Source organism: Paenibacillus sp. FSL E2-0177, from assembly GCF_037992975.1.
In the GTDB taxonomy this organism is placed as follows: Bacteria; Bacillota; Bacilli; order Paenibacillales; family Paenibacillaceae; genus Paenibacillus_AQ; species Paenibacillus_AQ odorifer.
The window spans coordinates 1,453,651-1,475,584 of the sequence record NZ_CP150307.1; the positions used below are offsets into that span (position 1 = coordinate 1,453,651).

25 protein-coding genes are annotated in these 21,934 nt (G+C 44.2%); 18 read left to right on the plus strand and 7 right to left on the minus strand.

The features are described from left to right. The first annotated feature begins 1 nt into the window (after window position 1). The 5 genes from MHI25_RS06500 to MHI25_RS06520 are packed head-to-tail and all read left to right on the plus strand — an operon-like array spanning window position 2 to window position 4,234. Window positions 2–823, plus strand: a complete 822-nt coding sequence (locus MHI25_RS06500) for an SDR family NAD(P)-dependent oxidoreductase (RefSeq protein WP_081388245.1) — start codon at window positions 2–4, stop codon at window positions 821–823. Beyond that, window positions 824–1,624 carry an energy-coupling factor transporter ATPase gene (locus MHI25_RS06505; protein ID WP_339247050.1) on the plus strand — a complete coding sequence of 267 codons (801 nt, stop codon included), beginning with the start codon at window positions 824–826 and terminating at the stop codon, window positions 1,622–1,624. Then, window positions 1,609–2,466 (plus strand): ATP-binding cassette domain-containing protein, encoded by an 858-nt coding sequence (locus MHI25_RS06510; protein WP_076142166.1) that lies wholly within the window; start codon window positions 1,609–1,611, stop codon window positions 2,464–2,466. The genes MHI25_RS06505 and MHI25_RS06510 overlap by 16 nt, the downstream gene beginning before the upstream one ends. Continuing rightward, a complete protein-coding gene (locus MHI25_RS06515; protein WP_076282000.1) occupies window positions 2,459–3,262 on the plus strand; it encodes an energy-coupling factor transporter transmembrane component T in 804 nt (267 codons plus the stop codon). Before MHI25_RS06510 ends, MHI25_RS06515 begins: the two co-directional genes overlap by 8 nt. A 6-nt stretch (window positions 3,263–3,268) precedes the next feature. Beyond that, on the plus strand, window positions 3,269–4,234 hold the full coding sequence (locus MHI25_RS06520) for a nitronate monooxygenase family protein (protein WP_340395137.1): 966 nt from the start codon (window positions 3,269–3,271) through the stop codon (window positions 4,232–4,234). 84 nt (window positions 4,235–4,318) lie between these two features. Here MHI25_RS06520 and MHI25_RS06525 read toward each other — a convergent pair whose 3' ends face one another. Next, entirely contained in the window at window positions 4,319–5,413 is a 1,095-nt protein-coding gene (locus MHI25_RS06525) for a Xaa-Pro peptidase family protein (protein WP_076128106.1), read from the minus strand. A gap of 225 nt (window positions 5,414–5,638) precedes the next feature. Between MHI25_RS06525 and MHI25_RS06530 the strand changes: the two genes are divergently transcribed. Both MHI25_RS06530 and MHI25_RS06535 read left to right on the plus strand, forming a co-directional pair. Continuing rightward, on the plus strand, window positions 5,639–6,481 hold the full coding sequence (locus MHI25_RS06530) for an SDR family oxidoreductase (protein WP_340395138.1): 843 nt from the start codon (window positions 5,639–5,641) through the stop codon (window positions 6,479–6,481). 25 nt (window positions 6,482–6,506) lie between these two features. Beyond that, window positions 6,507–7,010 (plus strand): GNAT family N-acetyltransferase, encoded by a 504-nt coding sequence (locus tag MHI25_RS06535; protein WP_076128102.1) that lies wholly within the window; start codon window positions 6,507–6,509, stop codon window positions 7,008–7,010. Between the two features lie 17 nt (window positions 7,011–7,027). Here MHI25_RS06535 and MHI25_RS06540 read toward each other — a convergent pair whose 3' ends face one another. Beyond that, window positions 7,028–7,372, minus strand: a complete 345-nt coding sequence (locus tag MHI25_RS06540; RefSeq protein WP_076128100.1) for a helix-turn-helix domain-containing protein — start codon at window positions 7,370–7,372, stop codon at window positions 7,028–7,030. Between the two features lie 91 nt (window positions 7,373–7,463). On the opposite strand from MHI25_RS06540, the gene MHI25_RS06545 reads away from it, so the two are divergent. The 10 genes from MHI25_RS06545 to MHI25_RS06590 all read left to right on the plus strand — a co-directional run bounded on the left by MHI25_RS06545 (window position 7,464) and on the right by MHI25_RS06590 (window position 15,608). Further along, window positions 7,464–7,724, plus strand: a complete 261-nt coding sequence (locus MHI25_RS06545) for a YqkE family protein (RefSeq protein WP_036681837.1) — start codon at window positions 7,464–7,466, stop codon at window positions 7,722–7,724. 228 nt (window positions 7,725–7,952) lie between these two features. Then, a complete protein-coding gene (locus tag MHI25_RS06550) occupies window positions 7,953–8,900 on the plus strand; it encodes an ABC transporter permease (protein WP_036681839.1) in 948 nt (315 codons plus the stop codon). Between the two features lie 2 nt (window positions 8,901–8,902). Continuing rightward, on the plus strand, window positions 8,903–9,847 hold the full coding sequence (locus MHI25_RS06555; protein ID WP_036681842.1) for an iron chelate uptake ABC transporter family permease subunit: 945 nt from the start codon (window positions 8,903–8,905) through the stop codon (window positions 9,845–9,847). Further along, a complete protein-coding gene (locus MHI25_RS06560; RefSeq protein WP_036681845.1) occupies window positions 9,841–10,596 on the plus strand; it encodes an ABC transporter ATP-binding protein in 756 nt (251 codons plus the stop codon). Before MHI25_RS06555 ends, MHI25_RS06560 begins: the two co-directional genes overlap by 7 nt. A gap of 122 nt (window positions 10,597–10,718) precedes the next feature. Further along, window positions 10,719–11,723, plus strand: a complete 1,005-nt coding sequence (locus tag MHI25_RS06565) for a siderophore ABC transporter substrate-binding protein (protein WP_340395139.1) — start codon at window positions 10,719–10,721, stop codon at window positions 11,721–11,723. Window positions 11,724–11,889: 166 nt separating this feature from the next. Further along, the gene (locus MHI25_RS06570) at window positions 11,890–12,393 is read left to right on the plus strand and encodes a sigma-70 family RNA polymerase sigma factor (RefSeq protein WP_036681849.1); all 504 of its coding nucleotides are present in this window, start codon (window positions 11,890–11,892) and stop codon (window positions 12,391–12,393) included. Next, window positions 12,386–13,579 (plus strand): anti-sigma factor, encoded by a 1,194-nt coding sequence (locus MHI25_RS06575; RefSeq protein WP_076128099.1) that lies wholly within the window; start codon window positions 12,386–12,388, stop codon window positions 13,577–13,579. Before MHI25_RS06570 ends, MHI25_RS06575 begins: the two co-directional genes overlap by 8 nt. Window positions 13,580–13,781: 202 nt before the next feature. Next, window positions 13,782–14,288 (plus strand): metallophosphoesterase, encoded by a 507-nt coding sequence (locus tag MHI25_RS06580; protein ID WP_036681852.1) that lies wholly within the window; start codon window positions 13,782–13,784, stop codon window positions 14,286–14,288. A gap of 102 nt (window positions 14,289–14,390) precedes the next feature. After that, on the plus strand, window positions 14,391–14,852 hold the full coding sequence (locus MHI25_RS06585) for a GNAT family N-acetyltransferase (RefSeq protein WP_076185717.1): 462 nt from the start codon (window positions 14,391–14,393) through the stop codon (window positions 14,850–14,852). 33 nt (window positions 14,853–14,885) lie between these two features. Beyond that, window positions 14,886–15,608, plus strand: coding sequence for an HAD family hydrolase (locus MHI25_RS06590; protein WP_340395140.1), 723 nt, complete (start codon window positions 14,886–14,888; stop codon window positions 15,606–15,608). Window positions 15,609–15,868: 260 nt separating this feature from the next. On the opposite strand, the gene MHI25_RS06595 is transcribed toward MHI25_RS06590, so the two are convergent. Both MHI25_RS06595 and MHI25_RS06600 read right to left on the minus strand, forming a co-directional pair. After that, window positions 15,869–16,975 (minus strand): FAD:protein FMN transferase, encoded by a 1,107-nt coding sequence (locus MHI25_RS06595; protein WP_339172054.1) that lies wholly within the window; start codon window positions 16,973–16,975, stop codon window positions 15,869–15,871. Between the two features lie 173 nt (window positions 16,976–17,148). Then, the gene (locus MHI25_RS06600; protein ID WP_340395141.1) at window positions 17,149–18,081 is read right to left on the minus strand and encodes a glycosyltransferase family 2 protein; all 933 of its coding nucleotides are present in this window, start codon (window positions 18,079–18,081) and stop codon (window positions 17,149–17,151) included. Window positions 18,082–18,317: 236 nt separating this feature from the next. Between MHI25_RS06600 and MHI25_RS06605 the strand changes: the two genes are divergently transcribed. Beyond that, window positions 18,318–19,040, plus strand: a complete 723-nt coding sequence (locus MHI25_RS06605; protein WP_076142179.1) for a DsbA family oxidoreductase — start codon at window positions 18,318–18,320, stop codon at window positions 19,038–19,040. Window positions 19,041–19,179: 139 nt separating this feature from the next. Here the strand turns inward: MHI25_RS06605 and MHI25_RS06610 are convergent, their stop codons facing one another. The 3 genes from MHI25_RS06610 to MHI25_RS06620 form a co-directional block, all read right to left on the minus strand. After that, window positions 19,180–20,760 carry an oleate hydratase gene (locus MHI25_RS06610; RefSeq protein WP_076128088.1) on the minus strand — a complete coding sequence of 527 codons (1,581 nt, stop codon included), beginning with the start codon at window positions 20,758–20,760 and terminating at the stop codon, window positions 19,180–19,182. 157 nt (window positions 20,761–20,917) lie between these two features. Next, a complete protein-coding gene (locus MHI25_RS06615) occupies window positions 20,918–21,511 on the minus strand; it encodes a TetR/AcrR family transcriptional regulator (protein WP_232061171.1) in 594 nt (197 codons plus the stop codon). Then, window positions 21,508–21,903, minus strand: coding sequence for a hypothetical protein (locus MHI25_RS06620; RefSeq protein WP_076128086.1), 396 nt, complete (start codon window positions 21,901–21,903; stop codon window positions 21,508–21,510). The genes MHI25_RS06615 and MHI25_RS06620 overlap by 4 nt, the downstream gene beginning before the upstream one ends. Window positions 21,904–21,934 lie beyond the last annotated feature (31 nt).

The window sequence follows — 21,934 nt, forward strand, 5'->3', positions numbered from 1 at the left end:
GATGAATAAAGTGGCCTTAATTACTGGAGCAACAAGAGGGATCGGACGTAGTATCGCCATGCAGCTTGGCAAGTCAGGTTATATAGTGGTTGTAAATGGTACGAAACAAGTCTTAATTGATGAGGTTGTGCGCGAGATCCGCCAGGCAGGCGGAGAGGCACTAGGGTACGCTGCTAATGTAGCCGATTCCGCCGCAGTCACTGCCATGGTAGGTGAGGTCATTGCCCGATACGGTCGTATCGAGGTGTTGATAGCTAACGCGGGAATTGTGCAGGATCAGAAATGTCAACGTATGACGGATGAACAGTGGAAGAATGTTCTGGATGTGCATTTAAATGGCACTTATTATTGCATTCAACGAGTATTACCACATATGCGTGAAACAGGTGGGGATATCCTGTTGATGACCTCTGCTGCTGGACTAGCAGGTTCCGTAGGTCAGGTGAATTATAGTGCAGCCAAGGCTGGAATACTGGGCATGATGTGGACGCTCGCAGCAGAGCTGAAACGTGACCAGATTAGGGTCAATGCGATTTCTCCAGCGGCATTAACGGATATGACCAGACCAATAATTGACCATTTGAAGGAGAAACATGCCAGTCGTAATGAACCTTTGCCTGATTTTTGGAGAATAGGTGACGCGGAGGCTATTGCTTCCTTCGTGACTGCATTGTTGAGGGAGTCCGACGCGGATTTAACCGGTGAAATCTTTGCTGTGAATGGATCAAAAGTGACAAAATGGGAGAAGCCTGCACCTGCATTTTCCGAGAATAGCATTGAGGCATTTTTTGCTGCTTGGCACCGTCAAAAGGGGACTGAATAAATGCTTACCTTCGATCAAGTTTGTTTTTATTATAAAAAAGGACAACCTCTTCTGGAGGATATTAGCTTTACGATAGACGCAGGGGAGTTTGTGGCGATAGTCGGGGCGAATGGTTCTGGCAAATCCACTATTGCAAAGCTCATGGACGGACTGCTGCTGCCGCGAAAAGGGACTGTACAATTTAAGAGCTTGGACACAGCAAAACCAACGGATCTTGCGGAGATTCATCAGCAAATCGGTTTTGTTTTTCAGAATCCAGAGGATCAATTTATCACCACAACCGTTATGGATGAGGTGCTTTTTGGTTTGGAGAATATCCGTGTGCCGAGGGAGGAAATGCGCAGCCGATTGGATCATGCCTTACAGGCCGTTCATATGGAGGATTATCTGGAAGCTATGCCACATCAGCTATCTGGAGGTCAAAAGCAACGTGTCGCTATCGCAGCTATATTGGCGATGCGCCCGCAAGTCATTATTTTTGACGAGGCTACCTCAATGCTTGATCCTCAGGGAAGACAGCAGGTTCTTTCTATTATGCAAGAGCTGCATCGTCAAGGCCTGACGCTTATTCATATCACCCACCATATGGAGGAAGTGCTTGCAGCAGAACGCGTATTGCTCCTGCACCAAGGACGACTTGAGTTTGACGGCGATCCACTGACTTTTTTTGAAACCATGCCTGTTGCGGACTATCAATTACAACTGCCCTTCGCAGTGCGTGTACATACATTGCTCCATTCAGCAGCACCGCTAACAGCCGATTGGAAGGGGATAATTCGATCACAATGGTCTACCAATTAAAAAATCTAAGTGTGAACTATGCCGATCATGTGGCTTTGCGCAATATAAACTGCACTATTCCTGAAGGCAAATGGATTTCTATTATCGGTCCAACAGGCGCAGGAAAGTCTACCTTTGTCAAAGTGCTGAAGGGCTTGATTCCCACCGTAAAAGGAGACTATTGGATTAACCAGCAGCCTGCCAGCAGAGATGCTAAAGGACGCTTAAAGGTTGTCCCCGAGTTGGGTTTCGTTTTTCAATATCCGGAGCATCAGCTATTCGAAACAACGGTGCATAAGGAGCTTGCTTTTGCTCTGAATCAGCAGGGTGCTTCACGTCAGCAAATTACAGAGGCGATTGAAATGATCTTGCCGCAAGTGGGTTTGCCAGAGGGGATTCTCCCCTTAAATCCATTCCAGCTAAGTGGTGGTGAAAAGCGCCGTGTAGCTATTGCCTCTGTACTGATGACAAATCCGAAGCTGCTGATATTGGATGAACCGACAGCGGGTCTCGATCCAGCTAGCCAAGTGTCTTTGCTGAGGCTACTAAAGGAATGGCAGCAACAAGACAATCGCACCATCCTCTTCGTTTCGCATCAGATGGGTGATGTTGCCGAATTCTCAGATGAGGTCATGGTTTTTCATGAAGGTCAGTTAAAAGGGCATCATGATACCAGAACATTGTTTCTGGAAAAGGAAGAATTACTGCTGGAACTTGGACTATCCTTGCCTGAACCCGTACAGCTCTTGAAGCTAGTGGAGGAATTATCTGGTCAGAAGATTGAAGTTGCCAGTTGTAAAGAGCAGGATATCTTCGAAGCGATTTTGCCGATTTGGCATTCGAGGGGGCAAGGGCATGGCTGATTCCGTATTAGTCGGTCAATATGTGGAGACGCATTCGATTTTTCATCGTTTAGATCCTCGTACAAAGCTTGTAAGTATCGTGATGCTCATGCTTAGCTTTATGATGCTTGGTACGGGGCTTAGTTATGTTGTTGCAACCTTTTTTGTATTGGGATTGTTACTACTGTCTAAAGTTCCTGTGCATTTTTTTTGGCGAGGGCTACGGCCGGTATTATTTATTTTATTATTTACTTTTGTTTACAATGCCGTGTTCACCAAGGGGACGATTCTCTGGTCATGGTTTTTTATCGAGGTGACTGAAGAGGGATTGCGGATAGGATTACGTTTTGTATGGCGGATTATATTGCTCATCTTGTTAGCCTCAATTCTGACATTAACTACTAAACCGCTAGACTTAGCTTATGGTCTGGAGAAGCTGCTTGCCCCTCTGTCCAAATTGGGGGTACCCGTAGAGCAGTTCTCTTTAATGATAGTGATTGCGATCCGTTTTATCCCTACCATCAAGGAGGAGCTTGATCGTATCCTTCTCGCACAAAAGGCTAGAGGTTATGATCTCACAGTATTATCACTGCCTAAACGGATATATGCGTACATTCCGATCATTATTCCTCTGCTCTTCACAACGATTCAACGTGCTGAACAGCTGAGCTATGCAATTGATGCGCGTGCTTATGGGAATGGTAAAGGAAGGACTTCTTTTAAAAGACTGCAATTTCAGCAAATAGATTATCTGGTAGGGGGAGCTGCCCTTTTAATTGCCGTGATTCTGCTTTGCTTAAAGATAGGAAAGGTGTAGATGAAGATGAAATGGAACACCCGTATTACGGAGTTATTGCACATAGAATATCCTATTATTCAAGGAGGACTTGCTTATTTAGGTTATGCAGACCTTGCGGCTGCGGTTTCAAATATCGGTGGACTGGGTCAGGTCACAGCAATGAGTCTTCCGGATGCGGAGGCCTTACGTGCAGAAATACGTCGGGTACGAACACTAACGGACAAACCATTTGGTGTTAATTTTGCTATCGGCATGCATGGGATTGGTTATGAAGATCGGGTGCAGGTCGCCATCGAAGAGCAGGTTCCCGTGGTGAGCCTCACTGGAGGGAATCCAGCCCCTATACTGGAAATGTTACAGCCCACCGATATTAAAACACTCGTGCTCGTCTCCTCACGCAGACAAGCCCAAAAAGCTGAACAATTAGGGGCTTCTGCGGTTATTGTTGTTGGGCATGAGGGAGGGGGCCACTTAGGGCGTGACGATGTTGGAACCATGGTGCTCGTTCCCCAAGTGGTTGATGCGGTTAATATTCCTGTGATTGCTTCCGGAGGGATCGGAGATGGCCGTGGATGGATGGCTGCTCATGCACTTGGGGCTGAAGGAATCGAAATGGGCACTCGTTTCGTTGCTACAGTGGAATGTGTTCATGCGGCCGCTTCTTATAAAAAAGCTTTAGTAGAAAGCTCAGAGTCGGATACGGTTGTAATCAAACGTTCTATTGGAGCACCCGCACGAGTGTTACGTAGTGACTACATTGATCAAATTCTTGAAATCGAGCGCGTGACACCGACCTATGAAGCATTAAAAGAGTATATCAGTGGTGCAGCCAACAAGCGCTGGATCTATGGTGATATCAAAGAAGAGGGCATCGGCTGGGCAGGTCAAGTGACAGGAATGATCCAAGATATTCCTACAGTCGCGGAGCTGATCGGCAGGATGGTGAAAGAGGCTAAGTTGGTTCGCGGGATGTGGGGAACACAGGTTTGAATTTAAAAAAACACAGAGCGGCGATTCTCTCTTTATTGGAGGAATCGCTGCTCTGTGTTTTTGGCTATGGCTTGTAATTCTTTTCTACAAATGAAGAATAGTCAGTTCCTTAGGGAAGCTTGTTAAGGTCTCTGCACCTTCAGCTGTAATAATCAGATCATCTTCGATACGTACACCCGCTAGTCCAGGCACATAAATTCCTGGCTCAACGGTGAACACATTGCCGATTTCGATAATGTCGTCGTTCTGTCCGTGAAGTGATGGATATTCATGAACATCCATGCCCAGTCCGTGTCCGACACGGTGTAAGAAATATTCTCCGAATCCAGCTTCTTCAATCACATCACGTGCAGCTTTGTCGACTGAGCCGAAAGGTGCTCCAGGATTGGAGGCAGCGATCCCAGCTTCGTTGGCAGCCAGCACAGTGTTATAGATAGTGACTAGCTTGTCGTCCACGGATTCAATAGCAAAGGTACGTGTAATATCAGAAGCATAACCATCGGCATACACCCCGATATCAAACATCAGGAAGTCGCCGGGTTGAATGACCCGGTTGCCCGGAACACCGTGAGGCAGGGCAGTTTTCGGACCAGAAAGCACCATAGTGTCGAAGGAAGGGCCGGAAGCGCCAACCTTTTTCATTAGATATTCTAGCTCCGCTACTAGATCGTTTTCTGTAACGCCTGTTTTTACGTGGGTAAGAACGCGGCGCAAGGCTTCCTCAACTAGCTCAGCGGCATGTTTCATGCGCTTAACTTCATCCGGGGTCTTTTTGGAGCGCATGCTGCGCAGCAATGGACCAATATCACTAAACCTTTCAGCTGGAACAGCAGCGGTTAGGTGCTCAAAACGGGCTACTGAGAAATGTTCTTTTTCTATGCCGAGAGTACCTAGCTTACTGCTGCCGAAACAATCTTTTAGCAGGTTATAGGGATTATCAGTGTCAGTGTGAGTTAGGATTTTGGTGACCGAAGAGGCTGCTTGAGCTGCTTCTGCATCCAATGCAGGCAGAATGAGCATAGGCTCTTCTCCGCGTATCAGCAGCAGACCCAGAAAACGTTCATGCGGATCGCTGGCGAAGCCGGTTAAGTAGTAGACATGCTTAGGATCTGTTACGAGCAGGGCATCCAGACCTTCGCCCGCCATTTGCTGCTCTAGGCTTGTCAGAGCATTATTCATAGTTGGTGTTCCCCTTTCAACTTCACGATTAGAACTGCAATATTCCTATTATAGATCAAAAATAGACCAGACGCACCTGACGAACTATAACTATCGTTGGCTAATCATGACATGAAGCTTTTCTTAACCCTACTAGTTGGTGTAACATATCTTTAAATATACTTCTCCTAAGGTTAGGCTGAAGCTTATTCGGGTACGGTTGTTGAGAGAGGAGTGATTCTTGCAATGAGAGGAACAATCGCACTTGTTACCGGAGCGAATTCCGGTATGGGGCTAGCCACAACAGTTGAACTGGCTCGCAAGGGAGCTAAAGTTATTATGGTTTGCCGTAATCGCCAGCGGGGAGAAGAAGCACTTGCTGCCGCCAAACAAAAGAGCCACTCCGAGGATATCGAGCTCATGTTGTGTGATCTGGCTTCACTTGAGAGCATTCGCAGCTTTGCTGAGGAATTCACTTCGAAATATCCTATGCTAGACATACTTATCAATAACGCCGGGGTAGTCACGATTAAGCGTCAGCTTACGAAGGACGGCTTTGAGATGGATCTTGGCGTAAATCATTTGGGGCATTTTCTACTTACCAATCTGTTACTTGAGTCGTTGCAGGCAGCAGAGCAAGGCCGTATCATTGTGGTTGCCTCCGGTGCTTACAAGATAGGTGCGCTCCATTATGAAGATCCAACCCTCGCTCGCCGTTTTAATCCTGCAAAAGCCTATGCCCGATCCAAGCTAGCCAATATTCTGTTCACGCGGGAGCTGGCTTCGCGTCTTCACGGAACAAGGGTGACGGTGAATTGCCTGCATCCAGGAGCAGTGGGGACGAATATAGGTGTAAACCGGGAGACTGGTTTTGGCAAGTCGGTACTTAAGTTACTCTCATACTTTTTCTTAACACCTGAACAAGGTGCCGATACAGCGATTTATTTGGCTACAGATCCCGATCTTGGAGAGGTAACCGGTCAATATTATTATCGAAGAAAGATTAAACAACTGTCTCCCAGAGCGCAGAATACAATAGAGGCCGAACGGCTGTGGCAATGGAGCCAGGAGCAGGTCGGCCTGAGTTAATTAACACATTTGGAGGAATTAAGGGATGAATTGGGAGAACAGCAGAATTGAAGATGCAACATCTGCAGACTTAGCAGCTATTGTAGATATTTATAACTCAACGATTGCTGGGAGGATGGTAACTGCAGATCTGGAACCCGTTACTGTTGCAGATCGGGAGAAATGGTTTCTTGAGCATAATAGCCATCACCGTCCCTTATGGGTACTGAAGCAAGGAGATGAAATTGCTGCATGGTTCAGTTTTCAATCCTTCTATGGTCGTCCAGCGTATAATGCAACAGCAGAAATCAGTGTATACGTGAATGAAAAGTTCCGTGGTGGTGGTGCGGGCAGAATTCTTCTGACAGAGGCCATTGAGAAAGCCCCTAGTCTCGGAATTAAGAATCTAGTCGGCTTTGTGTTTGGACATAATGATCCAAGCCTTGGTTTACTGAAAAAGTTTGGTTTTGAAGAATGGGGAATGCTGCCTGGTGTGGCTGAACTTGACGGTATAGAGCGTGATTTAGTCATTGTCGGCCTTAAAATCTAATGCCTCAGATAAAACGCTTACATTTTGAGAGTTGAATTTAGATTATCGGTGTCACAATCGACCCATTCTTTGGACCAACTCTGTAAGTCTCGGATGACTGATTCCAGAGCAAGACCTTTATCCGTCAAAGAATATTGGATCCGCACGGGGGTCTCTGGGAACACTTCTCGAAGAACGATCCCTTCCTGTTCCAGCTCTTTGAGCCGTTCGGAGAGCAGTCTTCCACTGATGGGTAATGCCGCTTCAATTACATTGAAACGTTGGGGTCCTTGAAGGAGCTGGTAGATAATTAAACCAGTCCAACGCCTGCCGATAATATCCATACTTTTTTGTAGCCGGGGACATAAATCATTGGACTTCATAGGGCTCACCTCTTAGTAAACATTATAAACGAAAAGACCAATAACTTAAACAAATTCCAATTTAATTCAGTACTAGAAAGGATGATGGACAGTGGCTAAAAAAAAGAAAATGCCTACCACACCAAGAGCCGCTACGAATGATGGCCCTGCTACGTTAAAAGATCTGCTAAGCAGTGATGTTCTAGGAAAGCTGAAGGCGCAATCTGATGCGTTGAAAGCGGAGGAAAATGACCGTAAAGAAGCTGCCCGTAAGGCAGTGGAAGATCAGCGGAAGGCTGAGCAGAAGCGGTTGGATAATGATTTTGCACATCTGCTGGAGAACAGTAATCAGGATTGGAAGAAATATAAATAAATCCTATAGTTTAGCGCTAAAAATATGGCAGAGATTAAAGAGGCACCCGTTAGGGTGTCTTTTTTTAGGTAACTTAAGCAGATAAGCCTAAGTCTTAATTATTTTAAATTTAAGTATATGAAAGGGTTGACCCTCAAAGTGGGCTTAGGTATAATTTAAAACATTGCGAATGAAAATCATTATCATAAAAGCGCATTTGTAAACTATTAAACAGATAAGGAACAACTCATGAAACTAAAATATTTGTCCCTACTTCTAATAGTATTTTCATTTATATCTTTGTTTATAGGCGTTAAAGATATATCCCCATTAGATCTCTTTCATCTTACGGAATCTCAAGCACAGACCTTGCTGGTAAGCCGGATTCCCCGGTTAGCCGCATTGATTATCGCTGGAGTCAGCATGAGTATTGCCGGATTAATTATGCAACAGCTGTCACGCAATAAATTCGTCTCCCCGACTACGGCCGGAACGATGGATTCCGCAAAATTTGGTATTCTCGTATCCCTCATGTTATTCACAGGCGCAACGCCAATGCAGAAATTGCTGGTTGCTTTTGTTTTTGCACTATTGGGCACCTTTATTTTTATGAGAATCCTGGATCGGATCAAGTTCAAGGATAGTATTTTTATCCCGCTGGTCGGACTCATGTTCGGAAACATTGTAGGTTCGATTACAACATTTTTTGCGTATAAAAATGATTTGATTCAGAATATCTCGTCTTGGATGCTTGGAGATTTCTCAACGATTATCAAAGGCCAATACGAATTAATTTATATCAGCATTCCACTTGTCATCCTGGCGTATCTCTTCGCTAATAAATTTACGGTAGCCGGTATGGGCGAGGATTTCTCCGTTAATCTTGGCATGAATTACAAAGCGGTTGTCAACGTGGGATTGGTAATTGTAGCGTTAATCTCTTCTGTTGTCATTTTAACCGTAGGTACGATTCCATTTCTGGGTCTGGTAGTACCTAACATTGTAACGTTGTACATAGGAGATAACCTCAAAAAAAGTCTGGCGCATACAGCCATTCTCGGAGCGGTGTTCCTCCTGTTCTGCGATATTCTGGGCAGGCTCATTATCTATCCATATGAAATATCAATCAGTCTCACGGTAGGCGTCATCGGTAGTGGTCTGTTTATCTACTTGCTGATGAGAAGAAAGGCGAACTAGAGATGAAGACAAAACTAACTATATTATCTATAAGTGCTGTCGCCCTCATCGTCTTGTTTATGACGTATCATGCTTTGGGAAATTGGGACTACGTTCTGCCCAGCCGGGGAAGAAAGCTGGCGGCTATTCTGATTACCGGAGCTGTGATAGCTGTCTCTACCGTAGTTTTTCAGAGCATCACGAACAATCGTATTTTGACACCAAGTATTCTCGGGCTCGATTCCCTGTACATGTTAATCCAGACGTTCGGTGTATATGCCTTAGGTTCATCGAATATGACCTTTATGAATAAAAACATCAACTTCTTGTTCTCTGCGTGTCTCATGGTCCTGTTTTCAGGCGTATTGTATAAGCTAATGTTCCGTAGGGAAGGACAAAATATTTATTTCCTGCTGCTGGTAGGGCTAATCATGGGGACGATGTTCCAGAGCGCGTCTTCTTTTATGGAAGTGCTTATTGATCCGAACGAATTCCTGATTCTACAGGGGAAAATGTTTGCCAGCTTCAACAATGTCAGCAGTGACCTATTGATTCTTTCCACCATTGTTCTGACGCTAACTACGTTGTATTTCTTGCGATTTGTTAAGTATTTGGATGTTATTTCGCTTGGAAAAGATGAAGCCATTAATCTGGGCATCAATTATGACTATGTGGTCAAAAGGCTGCTAGTTATTGTATCTATCTACGTTTCGATCTCGACGGCTCTAGTCGGACCAATTACTTTCTTAGGTTTGTTGGTAGCTAATGTGGGACACCAGCTGTTCCGTACCTATAAGCATGCCTATCTGATTCCTGGAACGATTCTGCTGAGCATTGTTGCGCTTGTCGGCGGGCAGTTCCTGGTCGAACGTGTTTTTGGATTCAATACTACGGTTAGTGTGATTATCAATTTTGCAGGCGGCGTCTACTTCGTCTATCTGCTGTTAAAGGAGAATAAGTCGTGGTAGAAGTTAAAAATTTAACCAAACGTTATGGCGGAGTAACCGTCGTTGATGATGTGTCCTTGTCCATCAAAAAAGGCGCAATCACCTCGTTTATCGGACCAAATGGTGCGGGTAAAAGTACACTGCTCTCCATGATCAGCAGACTTATCTCCAAAGACGCGGGAGAGGTGCTGATCGAAGGTAAGGAAATCGGTACCTGCAAAAGTAATGAGCTTGCTCGTAAAATATCGGTGTTAAAGCAGTCCAATCATATTAGCGTACGTCTCACTGTGAAGGAGCTCGTTTCTTTTGGGAGATTCCCGTATTCACAGGGGAAGCTGAGTCCGGAGGATCGGGCGTTCGTTGACGAAGCGATTGCTTACATGGATCTCCAAGAGATGCAGGATAAATATATTGATCAGCTCAGTGGAGGACAACGCCAGCGGGCATATATTGCCATGGTTATGGCTCAGGATACAGAGTACATTCTGCTCGATGAACCGCTCAACAACCTTGATATGAAGCATTCCGTCCAAATTATGAAGGTGCTTCGCCGTTTGGTGGACGAGAAGGGGAAGACGATTGTGCTCGTTATCCACGATATTAACTTTGCATCTTGTTACTCTGACTACATTGTTGCGCTTAAAAATGGAAGAGTAGCTTCCTCGGGTACAGCGGATGAAATTATAGATTCTGCAGTTCTTAAAGAGGTATATGACATGGACATTCCTATTGAAACTATAGGAGGCCGAAAAATCGGTGTCTATTTCTAAAAAGGTAACTATTACTATGCGGATATTATTATGACGTAACGTAAGAAGTGAAAGGCGCCAGCTTCTTAACGCATACGCGAATAATTCAAATAGCTTCACTATAAAAATTAGGGGTGAATACATTGAAGAAGAACTTATCTTTACTGATTATGACAGTATTTCTTGCGGTAATCTTGGCGGCTTGTGGCTCCAATAATGCAGCAACTTCAAATAACAACACAGCAGCGGCAGGCAATTCGGAGGCTACTACTGCACCAACAACGGAAGCAACTACAGCACCGATAGAGCTTACTTTCAAGCATGCGCTTGGCGAAACAACTATCAAAAGCAATCCGCAAAAAGTGGTTGTTTTTGACTTCGGTACACTGGATACGCTGGATAAACTGGGTGTAGAGGTGACTGGAGTGCCTCAAAGTAATGTACCGGCTTATCTCTCTAAATATAACGATTCTAAATATGAGAATGTTGGGGGTTTGAAAGAGCCTGACTTCGAAAAAATAAACAGTCTTTCTCCGGACCTGATCATCATTTCCGGCAGACAACAGGATTCTTATGAAGAATTCAGCAAAATTGCACCTACTCTGTATGTGGCTGTAGATAATGCAAACTACATGGAATCTTTTACGAATAACGTGAAAATGCTGGGTCAAATTTTTGGAAAAGAAGCAGAAGTAGAAACTGAGCTTGCGACTATCAATGATTCCATCAAAGCTTTGAATACGAAGGCAACAGCTGATGGCAAAAAAGCACTTGTTATTCTTGCGAATGAAGGAAAAATCAGTGCTTACGGTGCAGGTTCCCGTTTTGGGATTATCCATGATGTGTTCGGATTTGCACAGGCTGATGATAAAATTGAAGTATCCACTCACGGACAAAGCGTATCCTACGAATATGTAGCGGATAAGAATCCGGATTATCTGTTTGTAGTGGACAGAGATGCGGCTGTGAAGAGTGATGGCGGCGAAGCCGGCTCAGCTAAAAAAGCAGTTGAAAACGATCTAGTGAAGAACACAAATGCCTTTAAAAATGGTAAAATCATCTACTTGGATCCTAACTACTGGTATTTGTCCGGTGGCGGTTTAATATCCGTTAGCGAAATGCTCAAAGAAGTTGAAGTTGTTCTGTAAGCTGAGTAACTTGGTGAATTAAAAAGCCTGTTGGCAGGAGTAATACTCCTTGCCAGCAGGCTTTTTTCGCTTTTTTCCATGGAATTACTGGTATATTCATACTAGTTGCTAAATTTATCTGTAACTTTTCAGGCTGGGATACGTGGTTAGGTTAAGGGGGGAGTGCATGAAGCGAAAGTCATTGGATGAAATATATCAGATGTATGTGATGGATATTTACCGCTATTTGCGCTCCCTTTGTGGTGATCATTATGCGGCTGAAGATTTGATGCAAGAAACCTTTTATCGCGCTTATCTACATTTGGAGGATTGTAAAGAAGAGAAGATTAAGCCATGGTTGTTCCGTGTCGCTTATAACGCCTTCGTAGATTACAAGCGAAAGGAAGGCCGCAGTACAGTTCAGAGTGAGGATTATTTCAAAAAGCTTGCTCATCCAGATACCACAGAAAGCACACTGCTTCATCAGGAACGTTGGGAAGAGATGAGGATAGCAGTAGGTGAGCTACCGGACAATCAGAGAAATGCACTGCTGCTGCATGATTTTCATGGGCTGAGTTATCGGGAAGCATCGGACATTATGGATGTGGGCTTGTCCCAATATAAGATATTGATCTTTCGGGCCAGACAGAAGCTGCGTGAGGCAGAGCGGAGGAGAAATGAACATGAGTGAAGAGTTTAAGGAGAAGTTAAGAAGGTATGGCGAAGGCACTCTTGCTGATGAGGATAGGGATGAGGTTGAACGTGAGCTAGAGAAGATGGAAGCTTACCAGGCCTATCTGGATGAACTGATGGGCGAAGAAAAGCCGGCTTCAGAAGAGGAGAAGAGCATAAAATTCGGAAAGGGTAAAAGAAACAGACCCGGCAAAGAAAAAAAGATCATCCGCCGGGGCAAGTGGAAAGCACGTATATCAAATACTTTGACGGTGATTTCTGCATTTTTGATTTTTTTGATCGTCAGCAGTATCATCACAGCGGTATTTTATGGCACTGGAGAAAGAGGAGAGACTTACCGTGATGTCGTTTCTTCCGCAATTGCTGTTTCACAGCCGAATACAATCGTCCATTTGAGTAGCGATTCCGGACCGTTTTTTAGTATGAATCTGCAGGGTGAAATAATAAAACAAATTGGTGATGCGCGGATTAATGTTGGAGATTATTCGATGAAGTTTCTATTAGGCTGGCCCAGAATATATAGTTATTCATGGACATATGAACGCAGTGGGACAGGTAATTACTTTATCTATCCCACTGAGAACCAGTCTGCAGAAAATAGGATGGATGACAGCAGTGAGTGGGAAAAACTAGAAAAGCTCCCTGAAGGTACGGTAGGAGAAGCCTATTTGTCTTTTGAACAATTTTTTACGACAGATGAGCTATTGAAGAAGTTTCAGCATAAAAATCTTGAGCTTTTATGGTTCGCAGCAGATACAGGTCCAAGGACACAAGAGCCAGTAATAAATGATCCCTTAGGATTTCCAAGTACGCCCATCTGGCATGCCGATGATATGAAGGTGACACAAGAGTCAAAGAAAAAGTGGGGTTGGTTTGGAGGGGTGACTAGCCGCACGAGTGTTTCTCCATCTGTTGACTCATATGGGGATGGTGAACTTCGTAATGCGAACTTCCTTAAGACACTGCACTTAATGCAGGAGCATAAATCGATCGCCAACAAGGTAATTCCGTTTATTGATCTGGATGACTCCATTAGTTATCTGGAGAAGAACGGAGTTAGGCTGTATGGAGCTGTCGTAACCGGTCCGGTTAAAGAACTGCTCAAGTTAAAGGAAGAAAAATGGGTCAGTAATATTCATGTTGAAGAAGTAAGATTATGGAATTGGCAGGATAGAGAGAACTGAGTTGGGATGCTAAATACTGTAGAAGGTAGTAAGCATAAATGATTTCTTTGGAATTACTTTATGGCAGCCGGATATGCCCTGTGTTAGTGGGGTGTACCCGGCTTTTCTGTGTGGGAGAAGTCACAGAACTTGCTTCTCGTTTAAGCAAATCGTACAATTATTTGAATATGAGATGAGTATGATAGATTAGGAGCTGAGTTATATGAAAGTAGGCGTGGTATCAGATACACATATGACAAGAATGGCTAAGTCTCTGCCCAAAGCACTTGTTGCTGAATTCCGGAATGTAGACTTGATTCTGCATCTTGGAGATTGGGTGAGTATGGGAATCTACGATTTGTTGGCTGAATTGGCTCCAGTGGAAGGGATTGCTGGGAATAACGATGGAATAGAGATCATCGAGCGTTTCGGGGAGCGTAAGCTGCTAACGCTTGAGGGAGTCCGGATCGGAATGGTCCATGGTCATACGCCACACTCCCGCAAAGGAACGGACGGGAATGCGCTGCTTGCTTTTGCGAACGATAAGGTGGATTGTATTCTTTTTGGACATTCGCATCAGCCTTTATTGCGGGAAGAGAATGGGATTCTGCTCTTTAATCCAGGATCGCCAACAGATAAACGACGTGAGAAACTGTATTCCTTCGGAATTTTGGATATCGAAGAGGGTAAAGTAAGTGCCCGCCATGTGTTCTACGATTCCAAAGAATAAGAATAATTGTCCAAATGATCTGGCGTTCTCTCCATGGTGCACGGTACGGCTGAAATATACAATAACGTTAAAACGGCCCAAGCCGGAAAGTGAGCGTTGAGGATGAACAACTATCGTATTGAACGTGTGATCTATGATGATTTGGAACGGCTTATCCCATTGTTTGATGAGTATCGGGTATTTTATGGGGCAGTCTCTGATCTGGATGGTGCACGTGCTTTTTTATCAGATCGATTGAAGCTGAACGATTCGGTAATCTTTATTGCGGTGGAGGGAGAAGGCGAGGAGAAACGAGCGTGGGGCTTCACCCAGCTCTATCCCTCTTTTTCATCGGTCTCTATGGAGCGTCTCTGGATATTGAATGATCTATATGTAACTACGGAACTGCGAGGTCATGGGCTCGGCTCCAAGCTGCTGGAAAGTGCCAGAGCTCATGCGCTCGCAACGAATACGAAGGGCTTGTCCCTGACAACAATGACGGCGAATGTGGGGGCACAGCGTTTATATGAAGCGCATGGCTACATTCGGGATGATGATTTTTATACCTATAACCTTTTTTTCTAAAGCTAGAGAGAAAGACGAGTAAGGGGCGTTAAAGTGGATACAAGTAATAAGCTGGCAATCTTTTTTGACCTTGATGATACCTTATATGATCATTTGATTCCTTTTAAAGAAGCGGTGCGTCAAGTACTTAAACCGGATGAGAGCAGTCTGGACTTTGCGGAATTATTTTATAAAGTAAGACATCATAGTGATGTATTATGGCCTATGTATTTACGTGGAGAAATTCCGTTGGAGGAGACTAGGGTACGCCGATTGGAGCTTGCTTTTGCAGAGTATGGTTTACAGCTCGATCGTGATCAAGCCACGGCGGTACAAGCGGCTTACATTGGCCGTCAGTACACCATTCAAATGATAGATGGAGTCCGGGAGCAATTGGAAAGGTTCATTGCTGCTGGTCATAAAGTAGGCATCATTACGAATGGACCCAAAGATCATCAAATGAAAAAGATTCGCGGATTAGGTCTGGATCAGATGATCCCCGAGGAGATGATTTTTATTTCTGACGCTGTAGGTCTGGCCAAACCAGATCCGCAACTCTTTTTGCATGTGAATCAGAAGTCTGGCACTTCACCAGACCATTCACTTTATATAGGTGATACCTGGGCTAACGATGTAGTAGGAGCGCTTGCGGCTGGCTGGAAGGTCTGCTGGTATAATCCGAGAGGCAGACAGCCGGCTACGGATCATAAGCCTAGTTATATTTTCACGAATTATAAGGAATTTAGCGAGTTGCCTTTGGTGCTGCAAAAATCTTGATCGGGAATTAATTAGGGAAAACCTCCCTGAAATTAATCGATTAAAGCGCGAAATTGAGGTTATTGGGGAATTCCTCCCTAATAAAACCTAAATAAGCACGGTTATAGCCATATTCGGGTGATTTTTAGGGAGGAATTCCCTGATTATCAGGCTGCTGGGCGATGAATATCCCTCAGCCACGCCAAAGAACCTTTATCCACAACAAAAGAGCTTGCCTCCCAAAGCCAATAATGGCTTTATGGGGGCAAGCTCTATTTCATTTAATCAGCGAAGCTGTACGTAGGGTCAGTCAGATTCATTCTTTCTTTAATGCCTGGTGTGGCGTAGATTTTGTTGTCATCGGTAATAAAGAAAGCTTCTACATCTTCAGGTAACGACTCCAGATATTTCATACCTTCTTCGATCCCCATCAAGAACACCCCAGTGGACAAAGCGTCCGCATCTGTTGCATTAGGGCTCATAATGGTCAAGCTTTTGAGACCGTTCTGAGAAGGATAACCTGTGCGTGGATCAAGAATATGGTGGTAACGAACATTGTCTTGCATAAAATAACGTTCATAAACACCAGAAGCATCGATGACCTCATCCGCGATTTTAATCGTTCCTAGCTGTGTGCCGCGGCTTTGGTCAGGGTCTTGCAGACCAATATTCCAATCCGTTCCGTTTGGTTTCGTACCTAACGCAATAATACTGCTGCCACCGAGGTTGATCATTGCACTGTTAAGGCCTTGCTCTTTTAAATAATCAGCGATACGGTCAGCAGCATACCCTTTGCCGATACCTCCAAGATCCAGTACCATATTTTCCTTCAATAGCTTCACGGTCTTAGCAGCTTCGTCAATTTCAACGTCCCTGTAATTGGTTAGGCTCTTGGCTGCATCGATAGCTACTGGATCAGGGACTTTATCCCCGCCACTACCGATGTTCCAGAGGTCGATCAGCGGACCAATCGTGGGATCGAATAGCCCGTCCATTTCTTTTGCATATTGCACCGATTGTTTTACAACATCTAAGGTCTCGTCCGAAACGACAACCGCTTCTTTTCCTGCTGCTTGATTGACTGCGTAAACCTCGCCGCCTTCTTTTGTACGGCTAAGCTCCATATCCATTCGCTCCAGCATTTGCTGGATATCATCCATATTTTTTTGGGCTACATTTTCTCCGAACACTTTGATATTCACGACCGTGTCATAGATATAAAAGGTCTGTGAGAGTGACTTGGCTTCGCCTTTTCCTGAAGCTGTTGCGCCACCCGGTGTTTCCGTCGCTTTGTCATCCTTATTTTTAGTAATTAGCCAAGCGCCGACAGCTATGACGACGATGAGGATAACAACGAGGATCAACGTCGTTTTTTTGTTCTTGAACATATTCCACCATCCATAAAGTTAGTTTCTAAAACACATTATTACTATCATACCCTAGATCAGAAGTTGATGGAAATTAATTTCATGGCATATTTAGGTACAACTCCGTCTGCACGAAAAAAAAGCCCCGCAATCTGATTCGGAGCAACGCTGTGGATATAGAGGTAACTATTAAGCTAATCTAGCATGTATTCACGGTATTTGTTTTTACGAGGATTCATTACGAAAAGGATTCCCTTGGCATAACCGCTAACGGCTTTGAAATTTCGTTTGAGAGTTTCTTTGCCTGTCAGACAGGTTAACGTCCAGATCAATGCGGCATAATTCATAGGGGGTGCTTTACGTAAGTTGAGCAGATAATAATGATTGATGGCAGTAGCTCTTGCAACAACGCCCGCCTTATCCCGAGAACCCGGCGACTCATGATGAATGATTTTCATAGCCGGGTTAATGACAAGCTTGCCATAACGGCTAGCCAAATGGGACAAGTAAATATCTTCGGCAATGGAGTAACTTGTCATCCAGGGATAGGGTTTCATATCTTGTAATGCTGAGCGCCGGAATGACATATTACAGCCGTGAAAAAAATCTGTCTCAAAAACCTGCTCCTTCTCTCCCCACAGGAATAGGGAGCCTGCAAACATGCTTGGGGATAATCTGCCCGGGGATCCGGACATTTGTCCGGTCAGCATGCCAAACAGCCGGCCTGGTTTGCTGCTGCGCATGCCTTTAGCAACCCCGCCTACACCGACAATTGAATCGTCCGCTGCATAAGTATCAAGTAATCGTCGAATATATAAGGAATCATCTAATTCTGCATCATCGTCTAAATGAAGCACAATTTCAGCATTTACTAGTCCAAGTGACTCATAACGGGAGAGCCAGAGACCCGGATTAGTCTTACGATGATATCGAAACTCAGCCTGTGGCAATTTGTTCAGTATGTTACGATAATAGGTTAATCTTTCTACAGGAATCTCACCGTCATCTACAATCCAGAGCTCGATGGAGACATTCTCTAGCTGTGTCTGCTTGCTTATAGATTCTATGCACACTGTAAGGTCGTTTATACGGTTACGGGTAGGTATCACTATAGATACATCATGCATATGGGGATCTCCCTTCGGAATGTCTGGTGTTAACTTCATTCTATCTGCCCTGAAGGGGAGCGTATATACCACTTTCGTTTACTTTTTGCTTTAGCATTCACGTCTATAAATGTTATTTTAATAAAAGTTAAGTTTGTAATTTTGAGTTTTTAACTATATAATAGTAAGCGACGTATATTTAGTTATTGCTCTTATATAACAGCTACAAATTATCAATAATATTAGGAGGTTTTTTCGTGAGAATAGATATCTGGTCCGATTATGCATGTCCTTTTTGTTATATTGGCAAAAGACGGTTGGAGAATGCGCTCAGCCAATTCCCGAACCGTGATCAAGTGGAGGTAGTATTCCGTAGCTTTCAATTGGATCCACATGCAGAGGTAAGTACAGACAAGAGTATTCATGAGCTGTTGGCTACCAAATACGGGATGACCGTCGAAAAAGCAAAAGCAATGAACGCACAACTAGCGGAGCAAGCTAAAGATGTGGGTTTGGAATTTAATTTTGATACAGTGAAGCATACCAACACTTTTGACAGTCACCGACTGAGTCATTTTGCAAGCACAAAGGGAAAAGGCGCAGAAATGTCCGAACGTCTGCTGCGCGCCTACTTTACGGATTCATTAAATCTTGGAGATCGCAGTGTACTGGCTTCACTCGCTGCTGAAGTAGGTCTGGATCAAGCGGAAGCTGCGGCAATGCTGGAAACGGATGCTTTTGCGAATGAGGTTAATGGCGATATTGAAGAAGGAAGCCGTCTTAATATTACCGGTGTACCTTTCTTTGTATTCAACAATAAATATGCTTTATCTGGTGCACAACCAGGTCCTGTATTTACAGAGGTACTGGATACTGTGTGGGCGGAGGAACAAGCAGGGCCAACATTACAAGTGGTTGGTAAGGGGAATTCTGAAGTATCCACCGATGATGGCTGCGCAGATGGATCTTGCAATATTTAAAGTTTAGATTCGAGTAAAACAAAAGAGCTGAGGGAGCCCTCAGCTCTTTTTTGTTTCGATAAAACTGTTCTTTTGTTGCTTCCCACACTCAAAAACAAGCGCTCCCGATATCCGGAAGCGCTCGCTGCTGATTGTTGTTTTATCTGAAAGATGTAACAAAGCTTGAGAATAGTGTACGTACATCATATTGATATTGGTTGATTGGTTCGATAGGCCGTTCGATACCAAGTAGAGTATATACCGCAATTCTCGCTGCTCTCACGGAGTATTCTTCAGTGAATACAACGTCATCTGGAATTTCACAGAATTGTCCAATAAAGGCCAGGTTCGTGGAACCCTCAGGGACAACTTTTGGTCTGTCACTATTGAGTCTAGGCATGAACTGTGAAGTGATATAAGGCATCATGCAAGGAATACAGTTGGCGGTAGCCATGATCTCGTCCTTATGTTCTTCAAAGTGAAGATGACCGATCAATTCTTGCATGATTTCTTCGCCGGTACAATCACACATTCTCTTTTTCACGAAATCCCCAACTTTGTCTGGATACAGTCCGTAACCCCAGAACACTTTAACATGCTCAGGTTGATTGCGGAAATGCGGTTGGTAGGCCAGTACAACGGACATAAACCAGCTCGAATCCTTGAATGTGACCAAAGCGCCTGTGCCGGCACGGTTACGTGTGAAATTTTCCATCAGATCGAAGAATTTGGAGTCATGGAAAGTTACAGTAAAGGACTCCCATTTCGAACCGTCTACATGATCATCGAACGAAGAAGGATTGCCAAGACTTGGTTTCTTGGAAGCGATGTTTTCCCATAATTTCCACGAGCTTCCCTTGCCGTTAAGGCGTGGAGCAGAAGTCATAGAACCAAGGCTGGAGCCTTCGGTCATAGAACCGTTTGTGATAATCACGAGATCATCTTCTTTTACATCAATCACATCTTTGACACCTTCGCGCACTACATTCATTTGGGTTACGGTAATTCCGTCACCTTTTTTGAACTGCAGATCAGTCACTGTACATTTCAGTGTAAAATCGACACCAAATGGTTCAAGATATTTGTGCAAAGGCAGAATGATGGAATCATATTGGTTATAAGGAGTGCGGGTTACACCTTCCAGCGTTTGAATTCTTGGGAATTCATGGAAGAAACGGAGCATATATCTTTTAAACTCTACAGCGCTGTGCCAAGGTTGGAATGCAAAAGTAGTAGCCCACATATACCAGAAGTTTGTTGTGAAAAAGTGAGGGGCGAACCAGTCGTTGATACGCGCTTTCCCCATTTTATCTTCTGGTGTAATAATCAGCTTGCCCATAGCGAGACGATCAGCCATATCAAAACCCATGGACAATACATCTTCTACTTTGCCGTCTTTATTTACTAGTCTGGCGTTTGAGTGTGTTGGATTAGCGGTATCAAAAGCAATAATTTCATCCCGCACAGACAACCCCGGACGGTCGACAGAAGGAATCGTTGTTAATAGTTCCCAGAGATTTTCATAAGCTTCATCGTTGAGCATACGGCCGCCGCGGACAACGTAACCATGTTCAGCGTCACCTGCGCCGTCATTGCTACCACCAAGAATCTTCATCTCTTCAATAATGTGAATGTTTTGTCCCGGAAAATCACAGTCTCTGACCAGGTAAGCAGCGCCCGCTAGGGATGCAATTCCGCCACCGACAAAATAAACCTGTCTATTACCGTACTCTTTTTTCACAATGGTCGCCTCCAAGTAGTTGTTTAAATAATCACACTCTTAATGTAAACCAACTCCTATTTTGAAGGTATAATCAAACTCTTTAGAGTGTCTGGATTTTTGTCATTATGGGTGATCTGTCTAGTTTTTAGACAAAAAAAACCGCTGCAACCAAAGGTTACAACGGATGGTTCTCATATTTGTGTAAAGCTTTCAGAAAATTTCCTTCAATTAGATCACTTAGCTTCTCAATCATATGGTGCGGTTGTTCCTTCATGCCTTCTCTCATCCACTGAATGATTAGGCCTGTGAAGGCGAGCGTATAGAAATTGGCTATAAAATGCTTGTCTTCTTCGCAAACCTCCATCCCGGAGGACAGCTCGTTTATAACCCCCATGATGAGATCGTTTGTTACCTCGTAAAGATATGCATCCAGGTGATTTCTGCCTAGTGAATTTAGCGTGTTACAGCAAAAGGATTTATTCCGCTCAATATAGCAGAAGATTCTATAAAAACCGTCCGTCCAAGTGCTGTAGCTGCGATACTGGGCGAGGCTTTCGACAGCCTCAGTCTTATAGATCCAACCTAGCAAATCAAATATATCCTGAAAATGATAATAGAAGGTTTGTCTGTTTAGTCCGCAATGGTCCACTAGTTGTTTAACAGTAATTTTATTGAGCGGTGTATGCTCCATTAGTTCTTTTAAAGAATGGGACAATGCATTTTTGGTTAGAAAAGAATTGGACAACAGCGTTTCACCTCTTCCATTCAAGACTTCGATGCTCGCGTATACAGCAGACGAATACCTTCCGCTAATAAACCCAGTGCAAATCCGGCACATGAAAATAGGGAAAATGCGAGGAAGCCTGCGAGATCCTCCCAACCGGACATCTCTTTGTAGGTGTAGCCCAGCATAAATGCAGCGCCTATGATTATTCCCGCCGTACTAAATACCCAGAGCAGACGTGCTCCGAGCCAGCCTAAAGTGTTGACGATGCCTGCCACTACTACGGAAAAAAGAGCAAAGCGCAGTAAGAGTGTGGTATCCATTTCTTGGGCCAGCATCACAAATCGGTGCAGAGGGAAAAGAAGCCATAGCAGAATGGCATAAACGGTCATCCAGAGAAACCAACTTTTACTTTTGGTAGCAGGCAGGAATTTCATTTCATGCACACCTCTTTTCCCATAGTTCGAA